Genomic DNA, 23597 nt, shown 5'->3' on the forward strand with positions numbered 1-23597 from the left:
CGAGGTGGGGAGCGCTGGGATGAGCGGAACAGGACGTACGGACGACGGCCGCGGCCGGCTCGGCAGTGCACTGTCGGGTCTGGCCGTGGCCGTCGGCTGTGTGCTCTTCCTCGGAGGGTTCATCTGGGGAGCCGTGGTGTACCAGCCGTACACCGTGCCGACCGACTCGATGTCCCCGACCGTGAAGGTGGGGGAGCGGGTCCTGGCGGAGCGGATAGACGGCGACGCGGTCCGGCGCGGGGACATCGTGGTGTTCCGCGATGCGCAGTGGGGCGATATGCCGATGGTGAAGCGCGTGGTCGGGGTGGGCGGCGACAAGATCGCCTGCTGCGACGCGGACGGTCGGCTGACGGTGAACGGCACGGCGGTCGAGGAACCGTATCTGCGCACCCAGGGGCCCGCCTCGCGGCAGGGTTTCACGGCGACGGTGCCCAAGGGGCAGCTGTTCCTGCTCGGCGACGAGCGCAGCGTCTCGCTGGACTCCCGGGAACACCTCGAGGAGCCCGGGCAGGGGTCGGTCCCCCGCTCTGCGGTGACCGCGCGGCTGGATGCTGTGGCGTGGCCGCTGGACGGCGGTCTGGTGGACCGGCCCGAGGGCTTCGCAGCGCTGCCGGGCGGGGTGTCGCAGCCGGGTCCGGTGAAGCTGATCGTCGGGGCGGTGGTGGTGGGCGTCCTGCTGATTTTGGGCGGCGCGGCGTACGGGCCGATCCAGCGGAGGCTGTCGAGGCCGCGGCGCGGGGCGCCGGGCAGTGGTGGCAACGGGGGCAGTGGGAGCGGGAAGGCGGTCGCCGGTGTCGGATGAGAAGCGTGGCGAGGGACTTGAGGGCCCTGGGGGTTTTGAGGGGCCCCAGGGCTTTGAGGGACTTGAGGGTGTTGAGGGCCTGGAGGGCTTTGCAGGCGAGCTGCGGAAGGTCGCCCGGGTCGTCCTGCTCGACCCGCAGGACCGCATTCTGCTGATGCACGGGTACGAGCCCGAGGACCCGGCCGACAGCTGGTGGTTCACCCCGGGCGGCGGCGTGGAGGGCGACGAGAGCCGCGAGGAAGCCGCGCTGCGCGAGCTGGCGGAGGAGACCGGGATCACAGAGGTGGAACTGGGGCCCGTGCTGTGGCGCCGGACCTGTTCTTTTCCGTTCGACGGCCGTCGCTGGGATCAGGACGAGTGGTACTTCCTGGCACGTACCGCTCAGACGGCGACTGCCCCGCGCGGACTGACGGAGCTGGAGCAGCGCAGTGTCGCGGGGCTGAGGTGGTGGACCTCCGCCGAACTGTCGGCGGCGCGTGAGACGGTGTATCCGACCAGGCTCGCCGAGCTGCTGCGGACGCTGCTCGACGAGGGTCCTCCGGGCGTGCCGGTGGTTCTGGCCCCCGAGGTCGTCTAGGGGCTCAGGGGGCTGGCGCACAATAGGGGGACGCACGGCTGAAGGGGAACATGCCATGAGCGCCGAGGACCTCGAGAAGTACGAGACCGAGATGGAGCTGAAGCTCTACCGGGAGTACCGAGATGTCGTCGGGCTGTTCAAATATGTGATCGAGACCGAGCGTCGCTTCTACCTCACCAATGACTACGAGATGCAAGTGCACTCGGTGCAGGGAGAGGTGTTTTTCGAGGTCTCAATGGCGGACGCCTGGGTCTGGGACATGTACCGCCCGGCCAGGTTCGTCAAGCAGGTGCGCGTACTCACGTTCAAGGACGTGAATATCGAGGAGCTCAACAAGAGCGATCTCGAACTTCCGAGTAGCTGAGTTATCCACAAGAGCCGAGTTTTCCACCAAGATCCACTAGTGGGGATCTGACGCGTCACAGTCGGTGCCGGAGGTGGTGCCGATATGAACGCGACGGGTGCACTGGGGCGGTACGGCGAGGAACTGGCAGCACGGCTGCTGGCCGGCGCCGGTATGACGGTGCTGGCGCGGAACTGGCGCTGCGGGCGGGCCGGTGAGATCGACATCGTCGCCCGGGACGGCGACGCGGTGGTGGTCTGCGAGGTCAAGACCCGCAGAGCGGGCGTGCACGGGCCGTACGAGCATCCGATGGCCGCCGTGACGCCGACGAAGGCGGCGCGGCTGAGACGGCTCGCCGAATGCTGGCTGGAGCGGCACGGCGGGCCGCCGCCCGGCGGGGTGCGTATCGATCTCGTGGGCGTGGTGCTGCCCAGACGGGGCGCGCCGGTCCTCGAGCATGCGCGGGGGGTGGCCTGATGGGCTTCGCGCGTGCGTGCTCCGTGGCGCTGGTGGGCGTCGAGGGTGTGGTCGTCGAGGTCCAGGCGGACCTGGAGCCGGGTGTGGCCGCGTTCGCGCTGGTCGGGCTGCCGGACAAGAGCCTGGTGGAGAGCCGGGACCGGGTCAGGGCGGCGGTGGTGAACTCCGGCGCCGAGTGGCCGCAGAAGAAGCTCACGGTGGGGCTCAGCCCGGCCTCCGTACCCAAGAGTGGCAGCGGTTTCGATCTGGCTGTCGCGTGCAGTGTGCTCGGCGCGGCGGAGCGCATCGACCCGCGGGCCATCGCTGATCTGGTGCTGATCGGGGAGCTGGGGCTCGACGGCCGGGTGCGGCCGGTGCGCGGGGTGCTGCCGGCGGTTCTCGCCGCGGCCGAGGCGGGGTACGAGCAGGTGGTCGTCCCCGAACAGACCGTGGGGGAGGCCTCGCTGGTGCCGGGGGTGTCGGTGCTCGGCGTACGGAGCCTGCGGCAGCTCATCGCCGTACTGACCAACGAACCGGTGCCCCACGAGGAGCCGGCCTCGCCGGGCCGCCCCGACCCCATGCTGGCCGGGCTGATGGTCCCGGGTGCGGGTGTGGGCACAGGATTGGCACCGGAACCGGCGGACGGCCCCGATCTGGCCGATGTCGCCGGGCAGCGCGCGGCACGCATGGCGTTGGAGGTCGCGGCGGCGGGCGGTCACCATCTGCTGCTGCACGGCCCGCCGGGCGCGGGCAAGACCATGCTGGCGGAGCGGCTGCCCGGGGTTCTGCCTCCGCTGACCAGGCAGGAGTCCCTGGAGGTCACCGCGGTGCACTCGGTGGCGGGCATCCTGCCGCCGGGCGAGCCCCTGGTGCGTACGCCGCCCTACTGCGCGCCGCACCACTCGGCGACGATGCAGTCGCTCGTCGGCGGAGGAAACGGATTGCCGAGGCCGGGAGCAGTGTCGCTGGCACACAGGGGCGTGCTGTTTCTCGATGAGACTCCCGAGTTTTCGGGCAAGGCGCTGGATGCCTTGCGCCAGCCGCTCGAATCAGGGCATGTGGTGGTGGCGCGGAGCGCGGGAGTGGTGCGGCTGCCCGCCAGATTCCTGATGGTTTTCGCTTGTGCACGCTTGGTCACTGACCATCTCCCGTTGGCTGGGCGATCACAGGTTCAGACCGAGGAACGTGAAGACGCCGAGCACCACGCCGGTGGCTATGGCGAACGCGCTTGCCGCTTGGACGATGCAGCCGGCGGTGTTCCTGCCTGACTTGCGAGCGAGCCATCCGCCCAGGAGGGCGGCGATGACGCCGATCAGAAGCGCGATGCATACCAGCGCCACTGCCATCCCGATGCTCCCGTTCATCTGACCCCTTCCGGTCTTGTCGGCCTGGTGATCAGTAGCGTCTCAACGGCGTGCAGGGGAGAATAGTTAATCTGTTGCAGCGTCAGAAGGAGGTTTGCAGTGCATGCCTCAGACTGGCCCCGGCTTCGGATATTTCACCGGCAGATGTATGTCGACCTGGTTCGTGCATATCTAGCCGACTACGGAACGCAAGAAGAGCTTGCCCGGGCGCTCAACCTCTCGGCGCCCTACGTGTCCTACATTCTGAAGCCTTTTGATGCCGGCCTGGAAGGTAGCCGTGTGTCTGCTTACTGGGAAGATGTCGAAGATGTGCCGTTGCTCGACATTAGCGAAGCTCTGAAATACTTGAAGACGCCTGCAAAGGGTAGAGCGCGACAGATTGCCGATACTCTCTGCTCCGACAGTGAAAGACGTGAGCTTCTGCTTGAGCATATGAGGCTCGCCGCCGCGCGACGCCCCATCGAAGGCGCCATAGCCAACCCGCTCGGTCGTGATGAAATTGAAGAAGCTATTAGAGTCATCGGTCGACTTCATTCCGTTGCGCTGTCGAGCCTAGACCCGGGTGATACCAAGAGGGCGTATTCTCAGGTGTGGACCTACGCGCGACAAATCGTTGACAGAGTAGACGCTACGACTTTCCCTATCGAATTTACTCAAGCGCTCATGTTCTTGCACGATGCCGCCTCCGTGCTGGGTCGCCACGACTTGGCCCTGCAGTCCGCTAGGCGTGCGCTCGTCTCCCTGGGGGGCAGTCGCACGCTGACAGGGGCTTCGAGAGACTATGTGGCACGGTTCCGACTCAATGCGCTGCTGGCTGAAACCGTCACTCTTAATAATGTTGGCCTGAGAGATGCTGCCATGGCGGTAGCGGAGCGGGCTCAAAACGCTCCTGGATGCGCTGTAATAGAGCCGGAACACTGGAGGAGATCGTTCCTTGAGGAGCAGTTGAAGTCGCTGGCAGCAATGCCCAGATCTGCAATTTCTGAAGCGGAGAGGAAGGCTGACGAAGCGTGTTGCCTTTCGGGCGACAGGGCTCAGCAGCTGATTGGAATAGAGTCGAGGTTGTTGGACCTCTACGTGTCCCGTGACAGCAAGGGGAACGCGCGAAGGCTTGGTGAGCGCCTAGCAGGCGAGGATGAAAGTCGGTTGAGCCCTCTATATGGCGTCAGGCTCTCTCGAGCGTTGGCTCGCTACTACAGTTCAAGGTCTGAACCGCAGGCGGCAGTGGATACCCTTTCCAGAGCCCGTGCCATTGCGCTGTCGGCAGATCTCAGACATCAAGCCGTGGAGATCGATCGACAGGTCACTCGACTAGGAAGACGGCACCGCTGACAAGGGCGACGCCGCCACCTCTCGACCAACCAGGGCGTGACCACGCACTTCCGGTAGCCGCCCGATTGATCAGGACCTATATGGTCCGCAGGTGTTGATCCGAGAAGCCTGGTCAGTCCACTACAGCTCGCGGGACCTGCCGCAGCCTGAGCCTCAGCCCTGGCACCTGCGGATTTCCCAGGATGAGTGGGAGCTGGGGCTCGATGACCTGGGCATTCCCGACGGGACGCCGTACCTGTTGTCGCCGTGCTTCGTCTACGACACGGATCTGAACTCGTACTTCCATCAGGTGAACCTCATGGAGGGCCCGCTGAACAGCCAGCTCAACCACGCGTCGGCCCTCTGCCGGAAGCTGAACTTCCTATACCGGAGCCGGGGTGGGAAGGACTGGCGGGACGCGACCGAGGCCGACCACACGGCCTACCACTACTGGCGTCGTCGTGACCCTCGCGGACCGCGCGTCGACGGCGACACGTGGAGCCAAGAGGTCTCCCACTTGCAGCAGTTCTACGTCTACGCGAAGAGGAAGCTGTGGGTGCCGGAGGTGCCGATCCCGCAGCGACCACGGCGCGACGGGAAGCACGAGGAGAAAAAGGGACGGAGGCGGCGCTCGAAGTCGGCCGATGTGCAGGAGACGGTGCCGGCGACCTACGCCCACGACGAGGGCGGCGAGATCCTCGAGTGGCTGCCTGCACGCTCCTACCGGTGGTGGCGGGACGTCGGCGTCCTTGGCTACGACCGTGAGGGCCTGCCCCGAGACAACTTCCGCGGCCGGTGGGCCCCGCGCAACGGCACCTTCACCGACTCAACGGTCCGCACCGGCCTGCGGCTCGAAGAGCAGGCCAGCCGCCTCATCACGGAAGTGCCGACCGGCTCGGGCCCGGCTGGTTACAGCAAGTCGTGGCTGCCCGCGGCTATCGCGAAGCGGAACTCGGCCCGCTGGGTCTATGAGCCGGCATCGGTCCGCCGGGACCTGACGGCCTACGCGACCGAGGACCGGCGGTGGGTCGTCGAGGAAGCCCGGGACGCGGGCCGCTACGACAAGATCCGGCGGCCGATCGTGATCTTCGATCCGGAGAGGCCGCACCTGGCTCAGTACACGAGCGGCATCAACCGCGGCGAGAAGGTCGACGTCCGGCTCCTCGATCCGCGCGAGCGTCAGCGACTGTTGATCGACACCGAACAGGGCCTGGAGCCAGCGATGTTCTGGCTCGGCGAGGGCGGGATGCCGCTGTCCTTGTCGACCTGGAAGGACATGTTCACCGACGCCAACCGGCGGTGCGAGGAACAGGGCCTCGACGTCTTCGCACACGCCCATCTGCTGAGGCACACGTTCGCGGTCATCACCCTCGAACAGCTCCAGCGCGGACACATCGCCGCGCTCGGTGACATGAACCCGGCCCAGCGTCTGCACTACCAGCGGATCTTCGGTGACCCGATGGACTGGGTCCGCCGCAGACTCGGACACGCCTCCCAGCTGTCGACCTTGATCTATCTGCACGCCCTGCAGGAACTGGAGATGGAAACCCGCATGGCCCTGGTCCCCGACACCTGGGAGGACCCGCGCGACACGCCGGTGACGGCCATCGGGGACGAGAAGCCGCCGCCCGACCTGCCTGAGAAAGGAGGGCCGGCATGACCCGCCGGGGCCGCGGCAGCACCGGACCGGGCCGCCCGTCCAGCCTGCCGCCGAATGACTACGAGGCGCCCGCGCCGGTCAGGAAGGGAGTCGGCGGAAGCCTGGTCGTCGACTTCCACGGGGACGACGGCCGCCGCGCGACCTATGAAGTCGGCGAACTGCCGCTGCCTGGCTGGCACGCGCTGCTGGCTGAGGCCCTCGCTCTGCGGATCGGCCCCAGCGGCGGCATCCGCACGCTGGCGGGCGCCAGAGGAAGCTGGCGGGCCCTGGGCAGTTGGGCGCGCTTCCTGGAGAGGACGTTCCCGAGTCCCGATGTCCCCGAGGAACTCACCCGGGCTCACGTCGATGCCTTTCACACTCGTGCCGACGCGTCACCGCGCACGAGATACAGCGACATGCTCGAGATGCGCCTGCAGTTCGAGGACAGCCATCTGGAAGGCCGGCTGCCCGCCGAAGCCTGGGACGCCTTCAACCGGCGCCTGCCCAGGCCCAGGTCGGTGGCGATCGGCGGCTACTCCAGCGGCGAGCTGGACCGGCTGACCGCGGCCGCACGGGCGGACACGTCCCGCATCGTCCGTCGCATCCGTGCCGGCGAACAACTCGTACGCCAGCTCGCCGAAGACGCGGGGCAGGTCGAGCCGCAACGAAGGGAACTGGCCCAGACCCTGGCGGCCACCGGCGAGGTCCCCCTGCTGGAGTTCGGCCTCGATCTTCGCCAGCGGCGGGCCGAGCTCGCCTCGCACCTGTTCCTGACCTGGCGGGACATGGCCCCGCTGATGGCCCTGTTGGCCCTGGCCACCGAGCGCAACGCGGAGACCCTCAAGGAACTACCAGCGAAGCACCGGACCCTGGAGGACCGCGCGGTCGAGCTTGTCGTGGTCAAACGCCGACGCGGGGCCAAGAAGTGGTTCGAGACGGTGACCTGGGAGATCGGCCCGAAAGAACGTGAACTGCACACGCCTGGCGGCCTCTATCTCCTCCTGCTGGAGCTGACCGCCCGCAGCCGGGAGATCTGCGGATCGTCCCTGGCCTTCTGCATCTGGCGCAACGGGATCAAGAACCGCAACGAGCACTTCGCTCCCTTCGAGACCGCCCTCAACGACGGCGGCCAGATCGCGATGTCCCAGTGGGCGGCCACCCGGTCCAAACCGGTCCTCGCGGACCCGCCGCCCGCCGCGAAGACGAAGAAGAATCACGCCGAGAAACCGAACGGCGAGTCAGACGAGGAGCCCGCCCGCACCGGCCCGACGCCACTCAAGGTGACCTTCAACAAGATCAAGACCAGCGTCGAGGCCCGCCGCACCAAGCAGCTAGGCGGGCACCTTCCCTCGTCCGCGAAGAGCAACACGGCCCAGACACTGTTCACGAACTACCTCGAACCGGATGAGACCACTCGTGAGTGGGCCGAGGAAGTGATCACAGAAGCCCTCGCGGACGCCGAACAGGCCGCCTGGGACGCCCACGCGACGGCTGTCGGCCGCCGCGGCGAACCCACCGTGATCCCGGACGCTGAGTCACCCGAGCAACTCGAGGACGCGGGGCTTCCCGCCCAGACCGCCCGGGACCTCGCCGACGGCGCATTGGACACCGCCTGGACCGCCTGCGAGGACTACGAGCACCACCCGGAGACGGGAGCCCCCTGCGGCGACTCGTTCCTCGCCTGCTTCCACTGCGGGAACTGTCTGGTCACCCGCACCCATCTTCCGAAGCTCCTGGGCCTGCTGAACGGCCTGGGCACCTTGCGCGAGCGCATGAGCGAGGACGCCTGGTGGAAGCGCTACGGGCCCGCCTGGGCCGCCGTCCGCCACGACATTCTATCCAAGTTCACCCCGGCAGAAGTCGACAAAGTACGCCAGCAGCCGCTGCCCGATGCCCTTCTCGATCTGGTCGAAGCCCCCTGGGAACAGCCATGAGCCTTGCCACCTTCGCTGCCCACCCGACGGCCGTCACACTCAAGGATCCGTACGTCCTGCACGGCCGTCAGCTGCGGTCCGGAATCCGCCTGGAGGACACCTCCCGCTACAGCCATGACATCTGGGTCCTGACCCCCGCCCGCCTCAAGGCCCACGAACATTCCATGATCCTGAACTTCCCCACCCTGCCGCAGCGGTTCCACCCGTCCGCGAAGCGGCTGTTCTATGCACTGCTGTCTCTGGAGGCGCCGGACGGCGAGGACCCTCCCGGGATCTCGACCATCCGCGGCAAGTTCACCGAGATCAAGAGGTTCCTGAAGTGGCTCGACCGCCGATGGCCGCCGGAGCGGAACGAACTGTCCGAACTCTCGCCCAGAGACCTCGATGACTACCGCAAGTACCTCCTGGCCCGGTTCCCGAACAGCCAGGCACAACGCGAACGCTCCCGGGCACCCCTGCGATTGTTCTGGCGCTGGCGCCGCCACCTCGGCGAGGACGCACTCCGCTTCGACCCGCTCCACCTCGACGGCTGGGGCGAGTCCCGGCCGACCAAGAGCAGGGAGAACGACACGGCCCGGCTCCCCGAGGACGTGCTTGGTCCCCTGTTGATCTGGGCCCTGCGGTTCATCGACGACTTCGCGCCCGACATCCTTGAGGCCGACCGGCAGTGGCATGAGGCCCGCGCGGATCGGCCTGCCCGGAACTCGGCTCACACGAGTGTTGGAGCAAGGCTGGAGAAACTGCTCGGCGAGTACGTCGCCGTCGGACGTCCGCTGCCCGGCTACAAGGGAGAGCCGAGCCTCTTTCACCTCGCTGGCATCCTCGGCTGCGACCGCACGAGCGCTGACCGGCACCGCCATCTGATCGACGCCGCGGCGACCGTCGTCGGTGTCACCGAGGCCGCGTTCGTCGAGGACGTCCGAGGACGTCTGGACGAGAAGCCCTGGATCGAGTCGATCACGACCGACCACACGACGGCCGACAGCCTGGCCCGGGTCGCCCGCCACCTGCAGGCCGCCTGCTACATCGTGATCGCCTTCCTCAGCGGCATGCGGGACTCCGAGGTCAAACACATCAGGCGGGGCTGCCTGGAGATCAAGTGCGACGAAGACGGCCGGCCCTACCGCTGGAAGCTCCACAGCTTGGCCTTCAAGGGGGAGGAGGACGTCGCCGGAGTCCCGGCGACCTGGACGGTCAACGCGGCCGTCGCCCGCGCGGTCAAGGTCCTCGAACAGCTCCAACCACCGGCCCAGAGGCACCTGTTCGGTCGCCTCCTCCACGGCTCCGGGTCCCACAAAGGCACCAACGACGCCCTCGGCAACAACGCGACCAACACGCACCTCAATGAGTTTGCCGCGTTCGTGAACCGCCTCTGCACCAACCATGCACGCACCGACACCATCGCCGCCGGGCCCGGCCAGCCGCTCAGGCTCAGGACCAGCCATTTCCGGCGCACTCTGGCCTGGTTCATCGCCCGGCGCCCCGGCGGCGTCATCGCCGGCGCCATCCAATACCGCCACCACAGCATCCAGATGTTCGAGGGATATGCAGGCACCAGCGACTCCGGCTTCCGAGCCGAGGTCGAGAGCGAGCAGGCGATCGCCCGCGGCGAGGTCTACATGGAGATGATCGAAGCCCACCAGCACCTCGACCTCGCCGGGCCCTCGGCCGAGGAGGCTGCCCGCCGGCTGAAGGACTTCGGCGAGCGCGCGCAGTTCCAGGGCCAGGTCGCCCTGGACAAGCACCGCCTGAAACGGATCATGAAACGGCACGATCCGGCGGTCTATCCCGGCGAATACATCACCTGCGTCAACGACTCCGCCAAAGCCCTCTGCGAGAAGGCGCGGGGCGGCAACAGCGAAGGACTTCCTTCGCACGGTGGCTGCATGCCCCTGGCCTGCCGCAATGTCGCACTGACCGCCGAGAACGTCGCCGCCTGGCAGAGAGAGATCGCCCGCATCGACAAACGGCTCGCCTCCCGGCCGACCCTGGCCCCCCGCCTCCGGCAGCGACTCCAGCACCGGCGGGCCGAGGTCGTGGAGTTCCTGACAGACAACGGGCAGGAGGCCGTCCCGGCATGACCCGCAGAGTCTCAGACCTCCCCGAGGCCCTGGTCCGCAAGCACCTCCAGGAGGTGCTGGACACCTGCCGCGAGACCAACACCAGGCCCAGCGTCCTCATGCTGGCTCGCCGCCTCGGCCTGACCAACACCACCTTCCGCCGCCGCTATCCCGAGGTCGCCCGGGAGATCGCCGACCACCGGGCAGTCCCTGTCACTCCGAGCAGCGGCCCGACCGAGCACGACAGGCTCGTCGCCCGCAACGCGAAACTCCGCCGACGGAACCGTGACCTGGCAGCTCAGCTTGCCCTCGCTGCGGCGCAGATCCAGCACCTCGCCCTCCGGAACGAACGGCTCCAGGAAGCACTAGAGACAGCGTCGAACGTCACCAGCATCAATAGGAAGCCCAGGCTTCGTTGAGTCAGCAGCAACAAGATCTGTGCTAAGCCGCCGCTTCCGTGGGGGCCCAAGGCTGGGAGGCGGTCAACGGTCAGTTCTCAACCACGTCCACAACCTCGCTGCCAACCCATGTCCCTGCGGCCGTCACACCCTGCACGGCGCGGGCTGCGAGTGCCCGCCGTCGGTGATCCGCCGGTACCAGGCGCGGCTGTCCGGGCCACTGCTCGACCGTGTCGATCTGCGGGTCGGGGTCGAGCCGGTCAGCCGGAGCGACCTGCTCGGGCAGGGCGGGAGAGGCGAGACGTCGGCGGTCGTCGCCATACGGGTGAGGGAAGCCAGGGAGCGTTCGGCGGTACGGCTGCAAAGCACCCCATGGACCGTCAACAGCGAGGTGCCGGGCCACGAATTGCGTACGCGCTGGCCGCTGGCGACCGGTGCGATGGGTGCGGCCGAGCGGGACATGGAGCGGGGGCTGCTCACCGCCCGTGGTCTGGACCGGGTGCTGAGGGTGGCGTGGACGATCGCGGACCTCGCCGGGCGGGACCGGCCACAGGCGTACGACGTTGACCTCGCCCTGGAGCTGCGTACGGGAATCTCGCGGGGCGCGGCCATGGCGGGTGTCGGGGGAGGCCCATGATGCCCGGGGCCGGAGACGGGAGGACAGGAGCAGCAGCCGGAGCCGGAGCCGGAGCCGGGAGGACAGGAGTGGGAGCGGGGAACGAGGAGCGAGTGGCGCGGGCCGGGCTGACGCGGGTGATCGAGCCGGGGGACGAACACGGCGGGCAGTGGCTGCGCGAGTGCGGGGCCAAGGAGCTCATGGCACGGCTCACCTCCCCGGAGGGCGAGGTGCCCGCCTTCACCGGGGTGACGGCGCGACGACTCGCGGGCTATCGGATACGGGCGGCGAGGGCCGAGCCGGAGCGGGATCTGGCGGCGGTCGCCGCGGCCGGGGGCCGTTTCATCTGCCCCGGCGACAGGGAGTGGCCCACCCAGCTCGACGACCTCGGTGACGCCAGACCCATCGGTCTCTGGACGCGAGGCCAGGCCGACCTGCGGAAATGGGCGCTGCGCTCCGTCGCCGTCGTAGGGGCAAGAGCCTGCACGCCGTACGGAGCACATGTGGCGGCCGGCCTCGCCTCGGGACTCGCGGAGCGTGGCTGGGTCGTGGTGTCCGGCGCGGCGGCAGTTCTGTATCCAGTGACAGTTGTTGCTGACACTCGATAAGGTCACTCATATGGCGGAGTTGGAGCAGAGTGGCCGTTGTTGGCAGCTTCATCGGCACGCGCCGAGCCGTACGGAGGATGCCGTCGCCGAGCTACTGGGGGAAGTGCGGTCAGGCCATGCCGCTCGTACGGGGAACCTGGCTGTACACGACGGGCAGCGCTTCGTGATTGGTCCCGACGGTCGGCCCGATCTGCGGGTGAACTACTGCCTGGGGTCGCCGAAGTGGCGGAAGATGGCCTGGCGCACGCAGCGGGACTACTCGTACTCGCTGATGGTGTGGCTGAATTACCTGCTCACGATCGGTGTGAACTGGTGGGACGCCGACGATGAGGTGGCGTCTGAGTTCCTGTTCTGGCGGGTCACGGATCCTGCGAACGAGGACACGGTGGAGACCGGGACGTTCGCCCGGGATCTCGCCGGGATGAAGAAGTTCTACAAGGTGGCCGCGCGTTTTGGGGTCGCCGATCCGTTCGCGGACATGGACGCGCCGAGCATCGTCCGGCACGCGGACGTCAAGTGGCTCGATCCTGGGGGCTACACCCGATGGGTGGACCTGGGCATCCGGGGCTTCGATCTCCATGGTCGGCCGGATCCGTGGTGGAAGGGCCGCAACGAGCAACGGGACCGGGCGTTTTGCGACGGCCTCTACGGCAATGGTCTGCGCGTCTCGGAGTGGGCCAGCGTGGTGCTGCCCGAGCTGCCCGCCTACGACCGGCGGCGGGGCTTCTTCACCTGCGAGCTCGCCGAAGCCTGCGCGAAGGGTGGGTACGGGCACAAGTACTGGATGCCGAGGTCCTCTCTGCGCGGGGTGCTCGGCTACGTCGAAGGCGCCAGGGCGGCCGCAGTCCGGCGGGCCCAGGCGGCGGGCCGTTACGAGCGGATCGCCAACCGGCGCATCGTGCGGGCCGTTCACGGCAGGCATTCGGTGACGATGTCCTCGGCCGACGGCGGTTCTCAGCGGGAGGAGTGGAACGACGTCGGGCCGCAGACCCGGATGCTTTTGTTTCGCGAGACTGCGCAGGGGCTGGAGCCGGTGGCGCTGTGGTTGAACGAGGACGGCCTGCCGCGCGACGGCGGCGGCTGGGAGCACACCTTCGACGTCGCGAACGCGCGGATCGAGTCGCTCGGGCTGGAGAACTTCAGCTGCACCGCCCACATGCTGCGGCATTCGTTCTCGCTGAGGTGGTTTTCGGTCGGCAAGTTGATCAAGTACGCACAGCTTGGGCACCTGACCGAGGACGAACAGCGCGACTTCCGCGAGGAGGTCGGCAACACCTGGCACTTGGTCCAGACGATGCTCGGGCATCGCAGCGTCGAGACGACCAAGAGTGTCTACCTCGAGCCCTTCCGGACCCTGGAGGTGGAAGTGCTGCTGGCGCACGCCGACGGCTTCCCGGTCGCGTCGTTCATGGCGGATGTGTTCGCCGAGCATCCGTGGGTCCGCACCGATCCGCTGGTGGGGTCTCGGTGAGCCGGGGCCGGCGGGCCGCCCTGCCGAGCGGGCCCAGGACCCGGTTTGGGCTGATGACGGCCGAGGACGGCCGCCGGGTCGTGCGGTGCTACAGCCAGGATGGCGAGGACCGGGTCGACTACGACGTGTCGGCGCTGGCCATGCCCGAAGCCCTGCGGGAGCCGCTGATCGCGGCTCTGGTCGGTCGCACCGCACCCGGAGCGGGGCTGACATCCCCCCACTCGTCCAGGAAGTCCTACCACGCTCTGATGGGGTTCGACCGCTACCTCACGGGCCTGAAAGCGGTCCCGCAGAGTGCGGCCGAGGTCACCCCCGAGCACTTCGAGGGGTACTACGACCAGCGCAAGGCCGAGGGCATCAAGACCGCCTCGAACGAGCTGGCGGATCTGCGGCTGCTGCTGCTTCGAGTGGCGGGAATCAGCGACGCTCTGGCGGGCCGGCTCGCCGGGGCACTACCGGCCCGGCCCGAAGGCGAGCCGGCCCACAGCTACAGCCGGGACGAGCTGAAGCGGATCGCGCAGGCCGCACGGACGGCCCTGCGCTCGGCGGAGAAACGCATCCGCGGCAACCGCGAGTTGCTGGAGCAGTTCCGCGCGGGGGACCTCGACGTCAGCACCGATCTCCACCTGCGGCGGCGACTGCAGATCCTCGACCACGTGGATCGCGTCGGCGACGTTCCCCGCCGGATGCGCAAGTCCGGAGCGGTGGTTGCCTACGCGCCCGAGCCCTGGGTGATGAAGCGCGGAAGGGTCAAGGACATCGTGGGATGGCTCTATCTGACCCCGGAGGAAATCGCCGCCGCCGCAGTGCTGTTCGGCGTGATGACGGGCCAGAATCCAGAGCCGATCTTGAAGATGACGGCCGCCCACCATCGGGCGGATGGTGGCGTCGGGCCCGGCACGGCGATCGTCGGCCTGCGCAAGCCGCGTCGCCAGAGCCGGGCCTACATGGACCTTGCCCTGACCGAGGTCCCGGACTGGATCAGCATCCCTGAACAACCTGATCAGATCTCTACCCGGGACATCCTGCACACGCCCTTCGGTCTCTACGTCCTGGTCCACGAACTGACCGCACGGGCCCGGCACTTCGCCGGCGGCAACCGCCTCCTGGTCGCCTACATGGTCAGCGGCGGCGGTCCGGGCACGGCCAAGGGCCGGGGATGGCGCCCGATCCGGACGGACGGAGCTCTGATCAGCAAGCTCGGCAGGGACTGGCAGCTGCCCGCGGACGAGGTGGACGAGGAGGGGCAGCCGCTGCCGCTGCGGCCGCTGCGGCTGGAGACGCTGCGGATGACCTACATCGAGCTCCACCAGAAGCCCGTCGCCCACACACGGCGGACAGCGACCCGCTACCTGGTCCGCAACCGCGGCAACATCAACGAATACCGCGAGGTCGTGGCCAAGGCCCTGAACACCGAGGTCGCCAAGGCACGGGCCCGGTCCAAGATCATCACGATGAGTGCCGAGCAGGTGGCCCACGCGCAGGAGAACGCCGACGAGGTTGCCGCCGAGATGGGGCTGGAGCCGATGGTGCTGAAGAAGATGATCGCGGGGGAGTTGGACACGGTGCTGGGGGCCTGCACCGACAACAACAACGGCTCCTACAACCCGGGGGAGCCCTGCCGGGCCTCGCTCCTGCTCTGCCTGGACTGCGAATGCGCCAGGGCCTTGCCCCGGCACCTTCCGCTGCAGGTCGTCGTGCATGACCGGCTCGCCGAGCGGCGCGAGCAGATGGGCTCGCTGCAGTGGGCCGAGCGGTTCGCCGGCCCGCACGCACAGCTGGCCGATCTGCTGGACCAGGCGGACGACACGGCCGTCGAAGATGCCCGCAGGTCCGTCGGGCCGGACGAGCGCAAACTCGCGGACCGCCTGCTGAACAGGGAGCTCGACATCCGATGACATCCCCCGCCCCGATCATGCTCGGCGAGCCGGACGGCCTTCCCGAAGGACTTCCGGAAGGCACCATCTGGCCGGGCCCGGACACGCTCGTGCTGATGAACCGCGAGGTGGCCAGTGACGTCGATCCGGCGCGGTTGTCGCGCTTCGCGGACATGCGCTGGGACCTCAACCCCGGGATCTTCGAGGCCCATGCCCGGTCGCAGTCCCTGAACTTCGAGACCATCCCTGAGCCGTTGCGGCTGGCCACGAAGTTCTACGTCTGGCAGTTGATCAACCACCCGAAGTCCCGCACCATGCGGCGCTCGGCGACGGGCCGGACCGCGCTCCACACGATCGAGATCCTCTTCTACGGCTCCCTGCAGCCCGTCATGAAGTGGTTCGTGGCTCAGGGGATCACCGAGTTCTGCCAGGTCACCCACGAGATGCTCTGGGAGTATCTGGATGCGCTCGACGCGGACGGCGTCGCCACTACCAAGCGCTATCGCCGCATCACCGAAGTTCGACGGCTGTGGATTCACCGCAGCATTCTGCCGTTCTACCTGCGGCTTCCCGAGGCGCCTCCCTGGGACGGCGAAGACACCAAGGACCTGCTCGAGCGAACCCGCGGCGACCGGGAGAACCGCACGAAACGGATCAGCGAGCACACGATGCAGCCGCTGCTGCGGTGGTCTATTCGCTTCCTGGAGGACTTCAGCGACGACATCCTGGCCGCCTGGGACGAGTACCAGATCCTGTTGGCCCGGCGCCCGGAGCGCATGCGGGGCAAACGGCGTCTGCGGAAGCCCGGCGAACTGCAGGCCGATGTCGTGGCCTACCTCGACGGGCTCCGCAGCCGGGGCGAGAGCCTGCCCGGCACCCGCCGTGACGACGGCACTGTGGATCTTGCCTGGCGTCACATTGCGTCTCTGCTCAACTGCTCGGGCTCGCTTCAGCTCACCTCGTCCGGCCGCATGATCATGGAATCGGGTCTGCCCGTCAGCGGCGACATCAACCTCGTTTGCCCCGTCACCGCCGAGCTGGACGGGCTGCCTTGGCATCCCCGGGTCACGTTCACCCAGGCCCCGCGGCTGGCGCGGTTGTTGAGCACAGCCTGCTTCGTCATCGTCACCTACCTTTCGGGCGCGCGCGTCGGCGAGGTCCTCAACCTGCGGCGGGGCTGTGTCAGCTTCGACAAGGACACCGGCTTGTGGTTGCTCAAGGGGCTCTACTTCAAGGGCGCCGAGGACGAGGACGGCAACAAGATCCCGGAGGGCACCGTCCGTGAGGACCCCTGGGTGGTCATCGAGATCGTCTCCCGGGCCGTTGAGATCCTGGAGCGACTGCACGAGAGTCACCTGCTCTTCCCGAACCGGCTCATCCCGATCAAGCAGACGCCCGGCAAGGAACCGAAACGCCGCGGTGAAGCCCGCTCGGACCGCATCATCGCCGAAGATATGGCCACGTTCATGGCCTGGGTCAACGAGCGCTGCCAGCAACTGGGCCGCAAGGATCACATCCCGACCGACGCCGCTGGACCGATCGCAGCCAGTCGCTTCCGGCGGACTTTGGCTTGGTTCATCCGGCGCAAGCCCCGCGGCTTGATCGCCGCATCCATTCAATATGGACACGCCCACACCCAAATGCTGCAGGGTTACGCGGGTTCCTACGAGGCCGGCTTCCTGGACGAGTACGCATTCGAGGACTGGCTCTTCCGCATGGAAGGCATCGCCGAGGATGAACGACGCCTTCTCGCAGGTGAGCACGTCAGCGGACCCGCCGCCGACGCCTACCGCTACCGCGTCCAGGCCGCCAGCCGCGAGTTCGCCGGCCGCGTCCTGACCAGCGAACGGCAAGCGCGCGACCTGCTCGGCGACCCGCTCCTGCAGATCCACCATGGTGAGGGAATGACCTGCGTCCTCAACCCCGCCGTCGCAGCCTGCCAGCTCAGAGGCTCAGCGGACGACCCCATGGTCACCCCCGACACCGACGACTGCCGCCCCAACTGCCAGTGCCTCGCCCGCACCGACCGGGACATCGAGATCAACAAAGAACGCGCCGCTGAACTCGCCGAGATCGTCGACGACCCCCTCGCCCCAGCCATCCGTCACGCGCGCGAGCAGCATGAACTCAACCGGCTCCGCGCAATCATCGAACATCATCAGCGCGGAGCCCAGGAATGACCGTCCTCCCACTCGACGGCGAGAGCGACCCCGTCCGCCGCGGGATCATCGCCGCCATCAACCGCCTCCTCGCCGGCACCCCGCACCGATCCAACGGGCGCCTGAACGTGACCCAGCTCGCGGTCGAGGCCGACGTCAAACGCTGGCACCTCACCCACCAGCACACCGACCTCAAGGACCAGTTCCAGGCCGAGGTCGCACGCGCCGAAGCCAAACGGACAGCCGCCGTCCAGCAGGCCGACGAGTACGCCGAGCTGAAGAAGCAGAACGCCGATCTCCGCAAGCACTGCCGCCACCTGGAGGCCCGTCTGGAGATCTACGCGACGGCCCTGAACCAGCTCGCTCTGGAAAACGCCGCTCTCTCGGGCCGGGACGCCGACGCTGCCAAGGTCAGGACGCTTCCGCGGAGCCGCCGTCTGCCCTGACGGCTCGCGCCGGTTCCTGACGTGACCGCGGACGCATGTTGCCCCGGGCCAGGATGGCTCCGGGGCATGTCAGCGTCCGCAGGGAAGGCGGCTCAGGCGGCGACGCCGAGTTCCTTGCGGGTCCGCTGGACGAACTCGCGGACGGCCGGCTCGCGCCGCCAGGGGGCGAGGGCCGCGTTGAACTCGGCGACGTAGTCCTTGGCCCGGCTCGACTGGACGCGGGCGAGGATGTCGACGCTGCGGTTGCCGAGTTCGAGGCCGTGGTCGAGGTCGCGGGCCTGGAGGTGAGCGGTCCCGACAATGGCGAGCCGCATGCCGACAGAGCGGGTGAACACCCCGGCCGGCATGGCGGTGGCCTGCTTGTTCCAGCCGAGGGCGGCCTTGGGGTTCTTGAGGTCGCGGAAGACCTCGGCGGCGTCCGCGGAGAGGCGGGCGTGGTGATAGAAGTCGATCCACGCGGGTTCGTCACCGCTGTCGTCCTTCGCCTGCCCGAGGAGGTCCTCGGAGGCTTTCAGGGCCCGGGATGCGGCCCGGGGGTCGTTCTCGCGGGCGTGAGCACGTGCCTCGATGAGCTTGGTGAACGCCAGCACCCTCGGGACGGCCTGGCCCTTGGCCCGGTTGAAGGCGCCCTGGGCCATGTCGACGGCCTCGGAGGCGAAGCCTCGCATGAGGGTCTGCATGGCCATCGTGGTCAGGACATAGCAGCCCAGCTGCACGTCGCCGCCGGCGCGGGCGAGGCGGAGGGCCTGGATGAAGTGCCGCTGGGCGGCATCGTGCTGACCGACATCGAAGGCCGTCCACCCGGCCAATCGCGACAACTCGGCGGTCACCGAGAAGAGCTCACGGCCGATCTCGTCCGAGAAACTGCCCTGCAGCAGCGGGCCCGCACGGTGGTCGAGGCAGTCGGTGACGGAGTTGGCCTTCCAGTTCCCGCCGCCGTATTTGGAGTCCCACCGCCTTGCGTCGTCGGCGGCCTCGCGCAGTTCGTGGAGGTCGGCCCGGCCGACCTGCCCTCCGCCTTCGTGGTCGGCGGTCTCGTCGGCGGGGGTGACGAGCCATCGGGTGACGGGGGTGGTGAAGGCGGAGGCGGCGAAGCCGGTTCCGGCCAGGAAGTCGCGGCGGTTCACGGAACTCCAGAACGAAGTGGCGACGCGGACGGCGTCGGCGGGGTCTCGCGGGAAATCCAACCCCACATCCGCGTCGATTGTCTCCGCCTCGCCCATACCGATCTCGCCCGTGGTGACGGGCCGGCCGAGCCTCTCGGCGATGGCCTGCGACAACAGCTTGGGGACCGGCCATTTCGGCGTCATCCCACGCCTGCACCAGTTCGCCACGGAAGTATGCGAATAGTCGGTCTCTATCCCGGAGGCATGGGCGAGCTGGTTGACGCGCAGAGCCAGGGACTTGTGGCTCGCGCCGCTGGCTTCGATGAGCCGGGCCAGGTCCGCGTTGGGCGGACGGGTCCGGCGGGTGGTCGATGCCACGACTCTCCCTCTGCCGGTGACCGGACACGCACGACTCGAACAAACAGTTGAGTACGTATGTCTGTACTTGGTGGGGCACGAAGAGCCCGTACTCAACTGAGGACGAAGAGTCGTACATGTTCCGCGTGATGGGTCACTGACGATATTCCTCCCCGGCCGGCCGCGAACCGCCTTTGCGAGTTGTGGGCCCCCCTGCGAGCCCTCCCCCCGGCCTCCCCGGTCGGCTGTGATGAAGGTCCAGGCCACCGCCGGAACCGGAACAGATTCCTTCCGGCGGTGGCCGCCGCCAAGGCACCACCACTTCTCGGGGGTGAACCAGATATGTGCGGAATCGCAGGACTGGCCGGAGGCGACGCCATCCGGCACGAGCACACGGTCGGCGCCATGGGCGCCTCACAGGCCCACCGCGGCCCGGACGGCACCATGCACGCCGCCAGCACGGACGGGCGGGCGGTGCTGGCCATGAACACGCTGCTGATCGTCGACCCTCAGGCAATGCCCGGCCCCTACCTGGAACGCGAGTCCGGGGTGCTGCTGGCCTTCAACGGAGAGATCTACAACTACCGCCAGCAGGCGAAAGCCTGGGGCATTGCGCTCGGCGCACGGGACACCGACGCCCACCTCGTCCTGCGAGCATGGGCCAAGCTCGGGCCGTCCTGCCTGGACGGACTGGACGGCATGTTCGCCCTCGCCGTCTACGACCCGCGCGTCGGCAAGCTGTTCCTGGCCCGCGACCGGCTCGGCGAGAAGCCGCTCTACTGGCGCCTGGACGGCGGCCGGCTCGCGTTCGCCTCCGAGGTCACCACCCTGACCGGCTACGGCACCGCCCCGCTCGTCCTGCGGCCCGAGGTCCTGGCGATCGAGACGCCGGTCGGCGTCGACACCCCCTTCCAGGGCATCCAGCTGCTGGCCCCCGCCACCCTGCTGTCCTTCGACGTCGCCACCGGCTCCCTGGACCAGCACGTCTACTGGCGCCTTCAGGACCGGCAGCCGTTCACCGGCACCTATGCCCAAGCCCTGGCGAAGTTCTCCGTCGTCCTGGCCGAACAGGTCCCGCTGCGGGCCCCGGCCTGCGACTTCGCCCTCTTGCTCTCCGGCGGCCTCGACTCCTCGGTGCTGGCCTACCTGATGAGGCCGCCGGTCTGCATCACCGTCCGCTACCCCGGCCAGGACCGGCTCGACGAATCCGCGATCGCCACGAGGATCGCGGCCGACATCGGCGCCGAGCTGATCGTCGTCGAGCCGGACCACATCGACTTCACCAACGTCCTGCCGCACATGATGTCCGCGCTGGACTACCCGATGGGCAACGCGTCAACGTTCTCCGAGTACATGGCCTACCGGAAGATCGCCGACCTCGGGCTGAAGGTCGCCGTCGGCGGGCTGGGGCCGGACGAGTTCTTGATGGGCTACGTCCGTCACGCCCTGGTCCTGTTCGGCCCGGATGCCGTCCTGGCCGCGGGGATGGACGCCTACAAGCCGCTGGCCGCGAAGCTCATGCACGCCGCAGGGGAAGAACTGGATCCGGCGGAGGCGGTCACCCGGCTCGTTCTGCGCGGCCCCGACCCCGACGGCCGCATCCGCGACCTGGTCGCCACCGCGATGGAGAAGGCCGACGGGGACCTGGCCCGCGCCCTCACCCTCGCCGATCTGGCGACGGCCTGGCGGCCGCTGGTGATGACCAGCGACAAGCTCGCCTCCGCCTATGCCCTCGAACGCCGGTCGCCGTTCCTCGCGAGGGAGTTGGTCGAACTGTCCTACCGGCTGCCCTCCGAGCACAAAATCTGTCACCCCGCAGAGGGCAAGCGGATCCTCCGCGATGCCGCGAAGGCCCTGGGACTGCCGCGGGAGGTCTGGGGCAGCCGGGACAAGCTCGGTTTCGCCAGCCCCGTCCCCGCCTGGCTGAACGGCCAGCTCGCCGCCTGGGCGGACGCCCAGATCAACACCGCTCTCGCCGAGGCGCCGGCCGCGATGCGGCCGCTGCTGGAGGGCGGGCTGAAACCGGGCGGGCGATTCGACCGCACCCGCATGCAGGCCCTCATGGCGGCCGCCTGGTTTTGCGACCAGACGGTGAGGGCTGCCGCATGAAAGCCCCTCACGTCACTACGGTGTCCGGATGCACCAGGACACCACCGCCGAAAGCCCGGCCACCGCCCGCGGAGCGGTCGCGATCATCACCAACCGCCGCGGCGAACTCCTCCTCCACCTGCGTGACGACCTGCCGCACATCGCCTGGCCGGATCACTGGAGCGTCCTGGGAGGCGGCTGCGACCCCGGCGAGAACCCCCGCACCGCGATCGTCCGTGAGCTCGATGAGGAAGCCGGCCTGAGCGTCGACGACCTGATCGAACTGTTCGAGATTCGCGACGAGCGCGGGTCCGGGCAGCTGATCACCTTCTTCGCCGCCTCCTGGGACGGCGACGAGAGTGCCCTGCCCCTCGCGGAGGGCGTCAAGCTCCAGTTCCTCGCCCCCGAAGACCTCGAATTCCGCACGATCCCGCCGTTCATCCGCACCGGGATCAACCGTTACCTGGCCACCCGGCCCACCTGAGCACCCCGCCCTTCCGGGCGGGGCAGAGGTGGGGGCCGCCGGCGGCCCCCACCTCACAAAGGAACCCCGTCATGAAACTCACCGTCGTCGGCTGCGGCTACCTCGGCGCCACCCACGCCGCCTGCATGGCCGAACTCGGCCACGAGGTCCTCGGCATGGACTCCGACATGGACAAAGTCGCCGTCCTCAACACCGGCAAGGCCCCCTTCCACGAGCGCGACCTCGACGAGATGCTGGCCCGCCACACCGCCAGCGGCCGGCTGAAGTTCACCGCCTCCTACGCGGAGGCCGCCGCCTTCGCCGACCTGCACTTCATCGGGGTCGGCACCCCGCAGCTGCCGGGCGAGAACGCCTACGACCTCTCCCACCTGTTCTCCGCCGTCCGCCAGCTCGCACCCCGTCTCAAGGGCCCCGCCGTCATCGCGGTGAAGTCGACCGTCCCCGTCGGCACCGCACCCCGCGTCCGCGACCTGCTGCACGAGTTCGCACCCGCCAGCGATGCGGTCGAGGTCGCTTGGAACCCCGAGTTCCTGCGCGAGTCGTTCGCCATCGAGGACACCCTCCGCCCGGACCGGCTCGTTCTCGGCTTCGAGACCGAGCACTCCTGGGCCGAAGCCGTCCTGCGGCAGTGCTTCGAGAAGATCATCGAAGCGGGGACGCCGACGATCGTCACCGACTGGGCGACCGCCGAACTCGCCAAGGCGTCCGCGAACGCCTTCCTCGCCACGAAGATCTCCTTCATCAACGCGATCGCCGAGGTCTGCGAAGCCTCCGGCGCCGACGTCACCACGCTCGCCGACATCCTCGGCCACGACGCACGCATCGGCCGACGCGGCATGCGGCCCGGCCTCGGATTCGGCGGCGGCTGCCTCCCCAAGGACATCCGCGGCTTCATGGCCCGCGCCGGCGAGCTCGGCGCCGACCAGGCCCTGACGATCCTCCGCGAGGTCGACGCCATCAACAACCGGCGCCGCGAGCGCATGGTCGACCTCGCCCGCCAGCAGCTCGACGGCAACCTCGCGGGCAAGCGCATCACGATCTGGGGCGCCGCCTTCAAACCGAACACCGACGACATCCGCGACTCGCCCGCCCTCGCCGTCGCCCAGAAACTCCACCAGCTCGGTGCCGTCGTCACCGTCACCGACCCCCAGGCCCTGGACAACGCCCGCAAGACCCATCCCGAACTCGACTACATCGACGACCCGATTGCCGCCGTCCAGGACACTGACCTGTTGCTTCACCTGACCGAGTGGCCGCAATTCGCCCACGTCGACCCGCACCGCCTCGCCGCCCGGGCCGCGACCGCGAAGGTCATCGACGGCCGCGGCACCCTCAACGCCGACACCTGGCGCGAAGCCGGATGGACCGTCCGAGCCCTCGGCCGCCCCTGAGCCCCCGCAACCCCGCTGCGGGCCCGTCCCAGGAACCTCCTGGCCACGGGCCCGCTGTCGTTTTCGAGGACAAACGAGGATCACTGAGAGTCAGCGAACAAGGGCAACAC

17 protein-coding genes and 3 pseudogenes are annotated in these 23597 nt (G+C 68.4%); 19 read left to right on the top strand and 1 reads right to left on the bottom strand.

Features of this window, described 5'->3' with window-relative positions:
• Window positions 1-19: 19 nt before the first annotated feature.
• From lepB to OG883_RS07095, 16 genes and pseudogenes are all read left to right on the top strand, one after another.
• Window positions 20-802 carry a signal peptidase I gene (gene lepB / locus OG883_RS07020; RefSeq protein ID WP_266536439.1) on the top strand — a complete coding sequence of 261 codons (783 nt, stop codon included), beginning with the start codon at window positions 20-22 and terminating at the stop codon, window positions 800-802.
• Between the two features lie 79 nt (window positions 803-881).
• Complete coding sequence (locus tag OG883_RS07025) at window positions 882-1379, top strand: NUDIX hydrolase (protein WP_266541314.1); 498 nt, start codon at window positions 882-884, stop codon at window positions 1377-1379.
• A gap of 55 nt (window positions 1380-1434) precedes the next feature.
• Window positions 1435-1743, top strand: a complete 309-nt coding sequence (locus OG883_RS07030) for a DUF2469 domain-containing protein (protein ID WP_055510545.1) — start codon at window positions 1435-1437, stop codon at window positions 1741-1743.
• Between the two features lie 84 nt (window positions 1744-1827).
• On the top strand, window positions 1828-2199 hold the full coding sequence (locus OG883_RS07035) for a YraN family protein (RefSeq protein WP_266536441.1): 372 nt from the start codon (window positions 1828-1830) through the stop codon (window positions 2197-2199).
• A pseudogene (locus OG883_RS07040) lies at window positions 2199-3293 on the top strand (YifB family Mg chelatase-like AAA ATPase); the annotation flags it as partial. The gene OG883_RS07035 and the pseudogene OG883_RS07040, both read left to right, overlap by 1 nt.
• Window positions 3294-3641: 348 nt before the next feature.
• The gene (locus tag OG883_RS07045) at window positions 3642-4874 is read left to right on the top strand and encodes a hypothetical protein (protein ID WP_266536444.1); all 1233 of its coding nucleotides are present in this window, start codon (window positions 3642-3644) and stop codon (window positions 4872-4874) included.
• A 91-nt stretch (window positions 4875-4965) separates the two neighbouring features.
• Window positions 4966-6513, top strand: a complete 1548-nt coding sequence (locus OG883_RS07050) for an integrase (protein ID WP_266536446.1) — start codon at window positions 4966-4968, stop codon at window positions 6511-6513.
• Window positions 6510-8426, top strand: coding sequence for a hypothetical protein (locus tag OG883_RS07055; protein ID WP_266536447.1), 1917 nt, complete (start codon window positions 6510-6512; stop codon window positions 8424-8426). Before OG883_RS07050 ends, OG883_RS07055 begins: the two co-directional genes overlap by 4 nt.
• Window positions 8423-10507 (top strand): hypothetical protein, encoded by a 2085-nt coding sequence (locus OG883_RS07060; RefSeq protein WP_266536449.1) that lies wholly within the window; start codon window positions 8423-8425, stop codon window positions 10505-10507. The genes OG883_RS07055 and OG883_RS07060 overlap by 4 nt, the downstream gene beginning before the upstream one ends.
• Window positions 10504-10905 (top strand): hypothetical protein, encoded by a 402-nt coding sequence (locus OG883_RS07065; protein ID WP_266536451.1) that lies wholly within the window; start codon window positions 10504-10506, stop codon window positions 10903-10905. The genes OG883_RS07060 and OG883_RS07065 overlap by 4 nt, the downstream gene beginning before the upstream one ends.
• A 94-nt stretch (window positions 10906-10999) precedes the next feature.
• A pseudogene (locus OG883_RS07070) lies at window positions 11000-11521 on the top strand (ATP-binding protein); the annotation flags it as partial.
• Window positions 11518-12066 (top strand): annotated as a pseudogene (locus tag OG883_RS07075) (DNA-processing protein DprA); the annotation flags it as partial. The pseudogenes OG883_RS07070 and OG883_RS07075, both read left to right, overlap by 4 nt.
• 346 nt (window positions 12067-12412) lie before the next feature.
• Window positions 12413-13579 (top strand): hypothetical protein, encoded by a 1167-nt coding sequence (locus OG883_RS07080; protein WP_323180890.1) that lies wholly within the window; start codon window positions 12413-12415, stop codon window positions 13577-13579.
• A 53-nt stretch (window positions 13580-13632) separates the two neighbouring features.
• Entirely contained in the window at window positions 13633-15477 is a 1845-nt protein-coding gene (locus OG883_RS07085) for a hypothetical protein (RefSeq protein ID WP_266536453.1), read from the top strand.
• Window positions 15474-17636, top strand: a complete 2163-nt coding sequence (locus OG883_RS07090) for a hypothetical protein (RefSeq protein ID WP_266536456.1) — start codon at window positions 15474-15476, stop codon at window positions 17634-17636. Before OG883_RS07085 ends, OG883_RS07090 begins: the two co-directional genes overlap by 4 nt.
• Entirely contained in the window at window positions 17633-18061 is a 429-nt protein-coding gene (locus OG883_RS07095) for a hypothetical protein (protein WP_266536458.1), read from the top strand. The genes OG883_RS07090 and OG883_RS07095 overlap by 4 nt, the downstream gene beginning before the upstream one ends.
• Window positions 18062-18153: 92 nt before the next feature.
• On the opposite strand, the gene OG883_RS07100 is transcribed toward OG883_RS07095, so the two are convergent.
• Complete coding sequence (locus OG883_RS07100) at window positions 18154-19545, bottom strand: sporulation protein (protein WP_266536460.1); 1392 nt, start codon at window positions 19543-19545, stop codon at window positions 18154-18156.
• Between the two features lie 321 nt (window positions 19546-19866).
• Between OG883_RS07100 and OG883_RS07105 the strand changes: the two genes are divergently transcribed.
• The 3 genes from OG883_RS07105 (at window position 19867) to OG883_RS07115 (ending at window position 23487) form a co-directional block, all read left to right on the top strand.
• Complete coding sequence (locus OG883_RS07105; RefSeq protein WP_266536463.1) at window positions 19867-21633, top strand: asparagine synthetase B; 1767 nt, start codon at window positions 19867-19869, stop codon at window positions 21631-21633.
• Window positions 21634-21661: 28 nt separating this feature from the next.
• On the top strand, window positions 21662-22096 hold the full coding sequence (locus OG883_RS07110; protein ID WP_266536465.1) for an NUDIX domain-containing protein: 435 nt from the start codon (window positions 21662-21664) through the stop codon (window positions 22094-22096).
• A 71-nt stretch (window positions 22097-22167) separates the two neighbouring features.
• The gene (locus OG883_RS07115) at window positions 22168-23487 is read left to right on the top strand and encodes a UDP-glucose/GDP-mannose dehydrogenase family protein (RefSeq protein WP_266536468.1); all 1320 of its coding nucleotides are present in this window, start codon (window positions 22168-22170) and stop codon (window positions 23485-23487) included.
• The last annotated feature ends 110 nt before the right edge of the window (window positions 23488-23597 follow it).

The organism is Streptomyces sp. NBC_01142 (assembly GCF_026341125.1).
GTDB lineage: Bacteria > Actinomycetota > Actinomycetes > Streptomycetales > Streptomycetaceae > Streptomyces.

Coding starts and splice junctions, on each gene's coding strand:
- lepB (WP_266536439.1), top strand. CDS start 20: ATGAGCGGAACAGGACGTACGGACGACGGCCGCGGCCGGCTCGGCAGT.
- OG883_RS07030 (WP_055510545.1), top strand. CDS start 1,435: ATGAGCGCCGAGGACCTCGAGAAGTACGAGACCGAGATGGAGCTGAAG.
- OG883_RS07035 (WP_266536441.1), top strand. CDS start 1,828: ATGAACGCGACGGGTGCACTGGGGCGGTACGGCGAGGAACTGGCAGCA.
- OG883_RS07055 (WP_266536447.1), top strand. CDS start 6,510: ATGACCCGCCGGGGCCGCGGCAGCACCGGACCGGGCCGCCCGTCCAGC.
- OG883_RS07060 (WP_266536449.1), top strand. CDS start 8,423: ATGAGCCTTGCCACCTTCGCTGCCCACCCGACGGCCGTCACACTCAAG.
- OG883_RS07065 (WP_266536451.1), top strand. CDS start 10,504: ATGACCCGCAGAGTCTCAGACCTCCCCGAGGCCCTGGTCCGCAAGCAC.
- OG883_RS07085 (WP_266536453.1), top strand. CDS start 13,633: ATGACGGCCGAGGACGGCCGCCGGGTCGTGCGGTGCTACAGCCAGGAT.
- OG883_RS07090 (WP_266536456.1), top strand. CDS start 15,474: ATGACATCCCCCGCCCCGATCATGCTCGGCGAGCCGGACGGCCTTCCC.
- OG883_RS07095 (WP_266536458.1), top strand. CDS start 17,633: ATGACCGTCCTCCCACTCGACGGCGAGAGCGACCCCGTCCGCCGCGGG.
- OG883_RS07105 (WP_266536463.1), top strand. CDS start 19,867: ATGTGCGGAATCGCAGGACTGGCCGGAGGCGACGCCATCCGGCACGAG.
- OG883_RS07110 (WP_266536465.1), top strand. CDS start 21,662: ATGCACCAGGACACCACCGCCGAAAGCCCGGCCACCGCCCGCGGAGCG.
- OG883_RS07115 (WP_266536468.1), top strand. CDS start 22,168: ATGAAACTCACCGTCGTCGGCTGCGGCTACCTCGGCGCCACCCACGCC.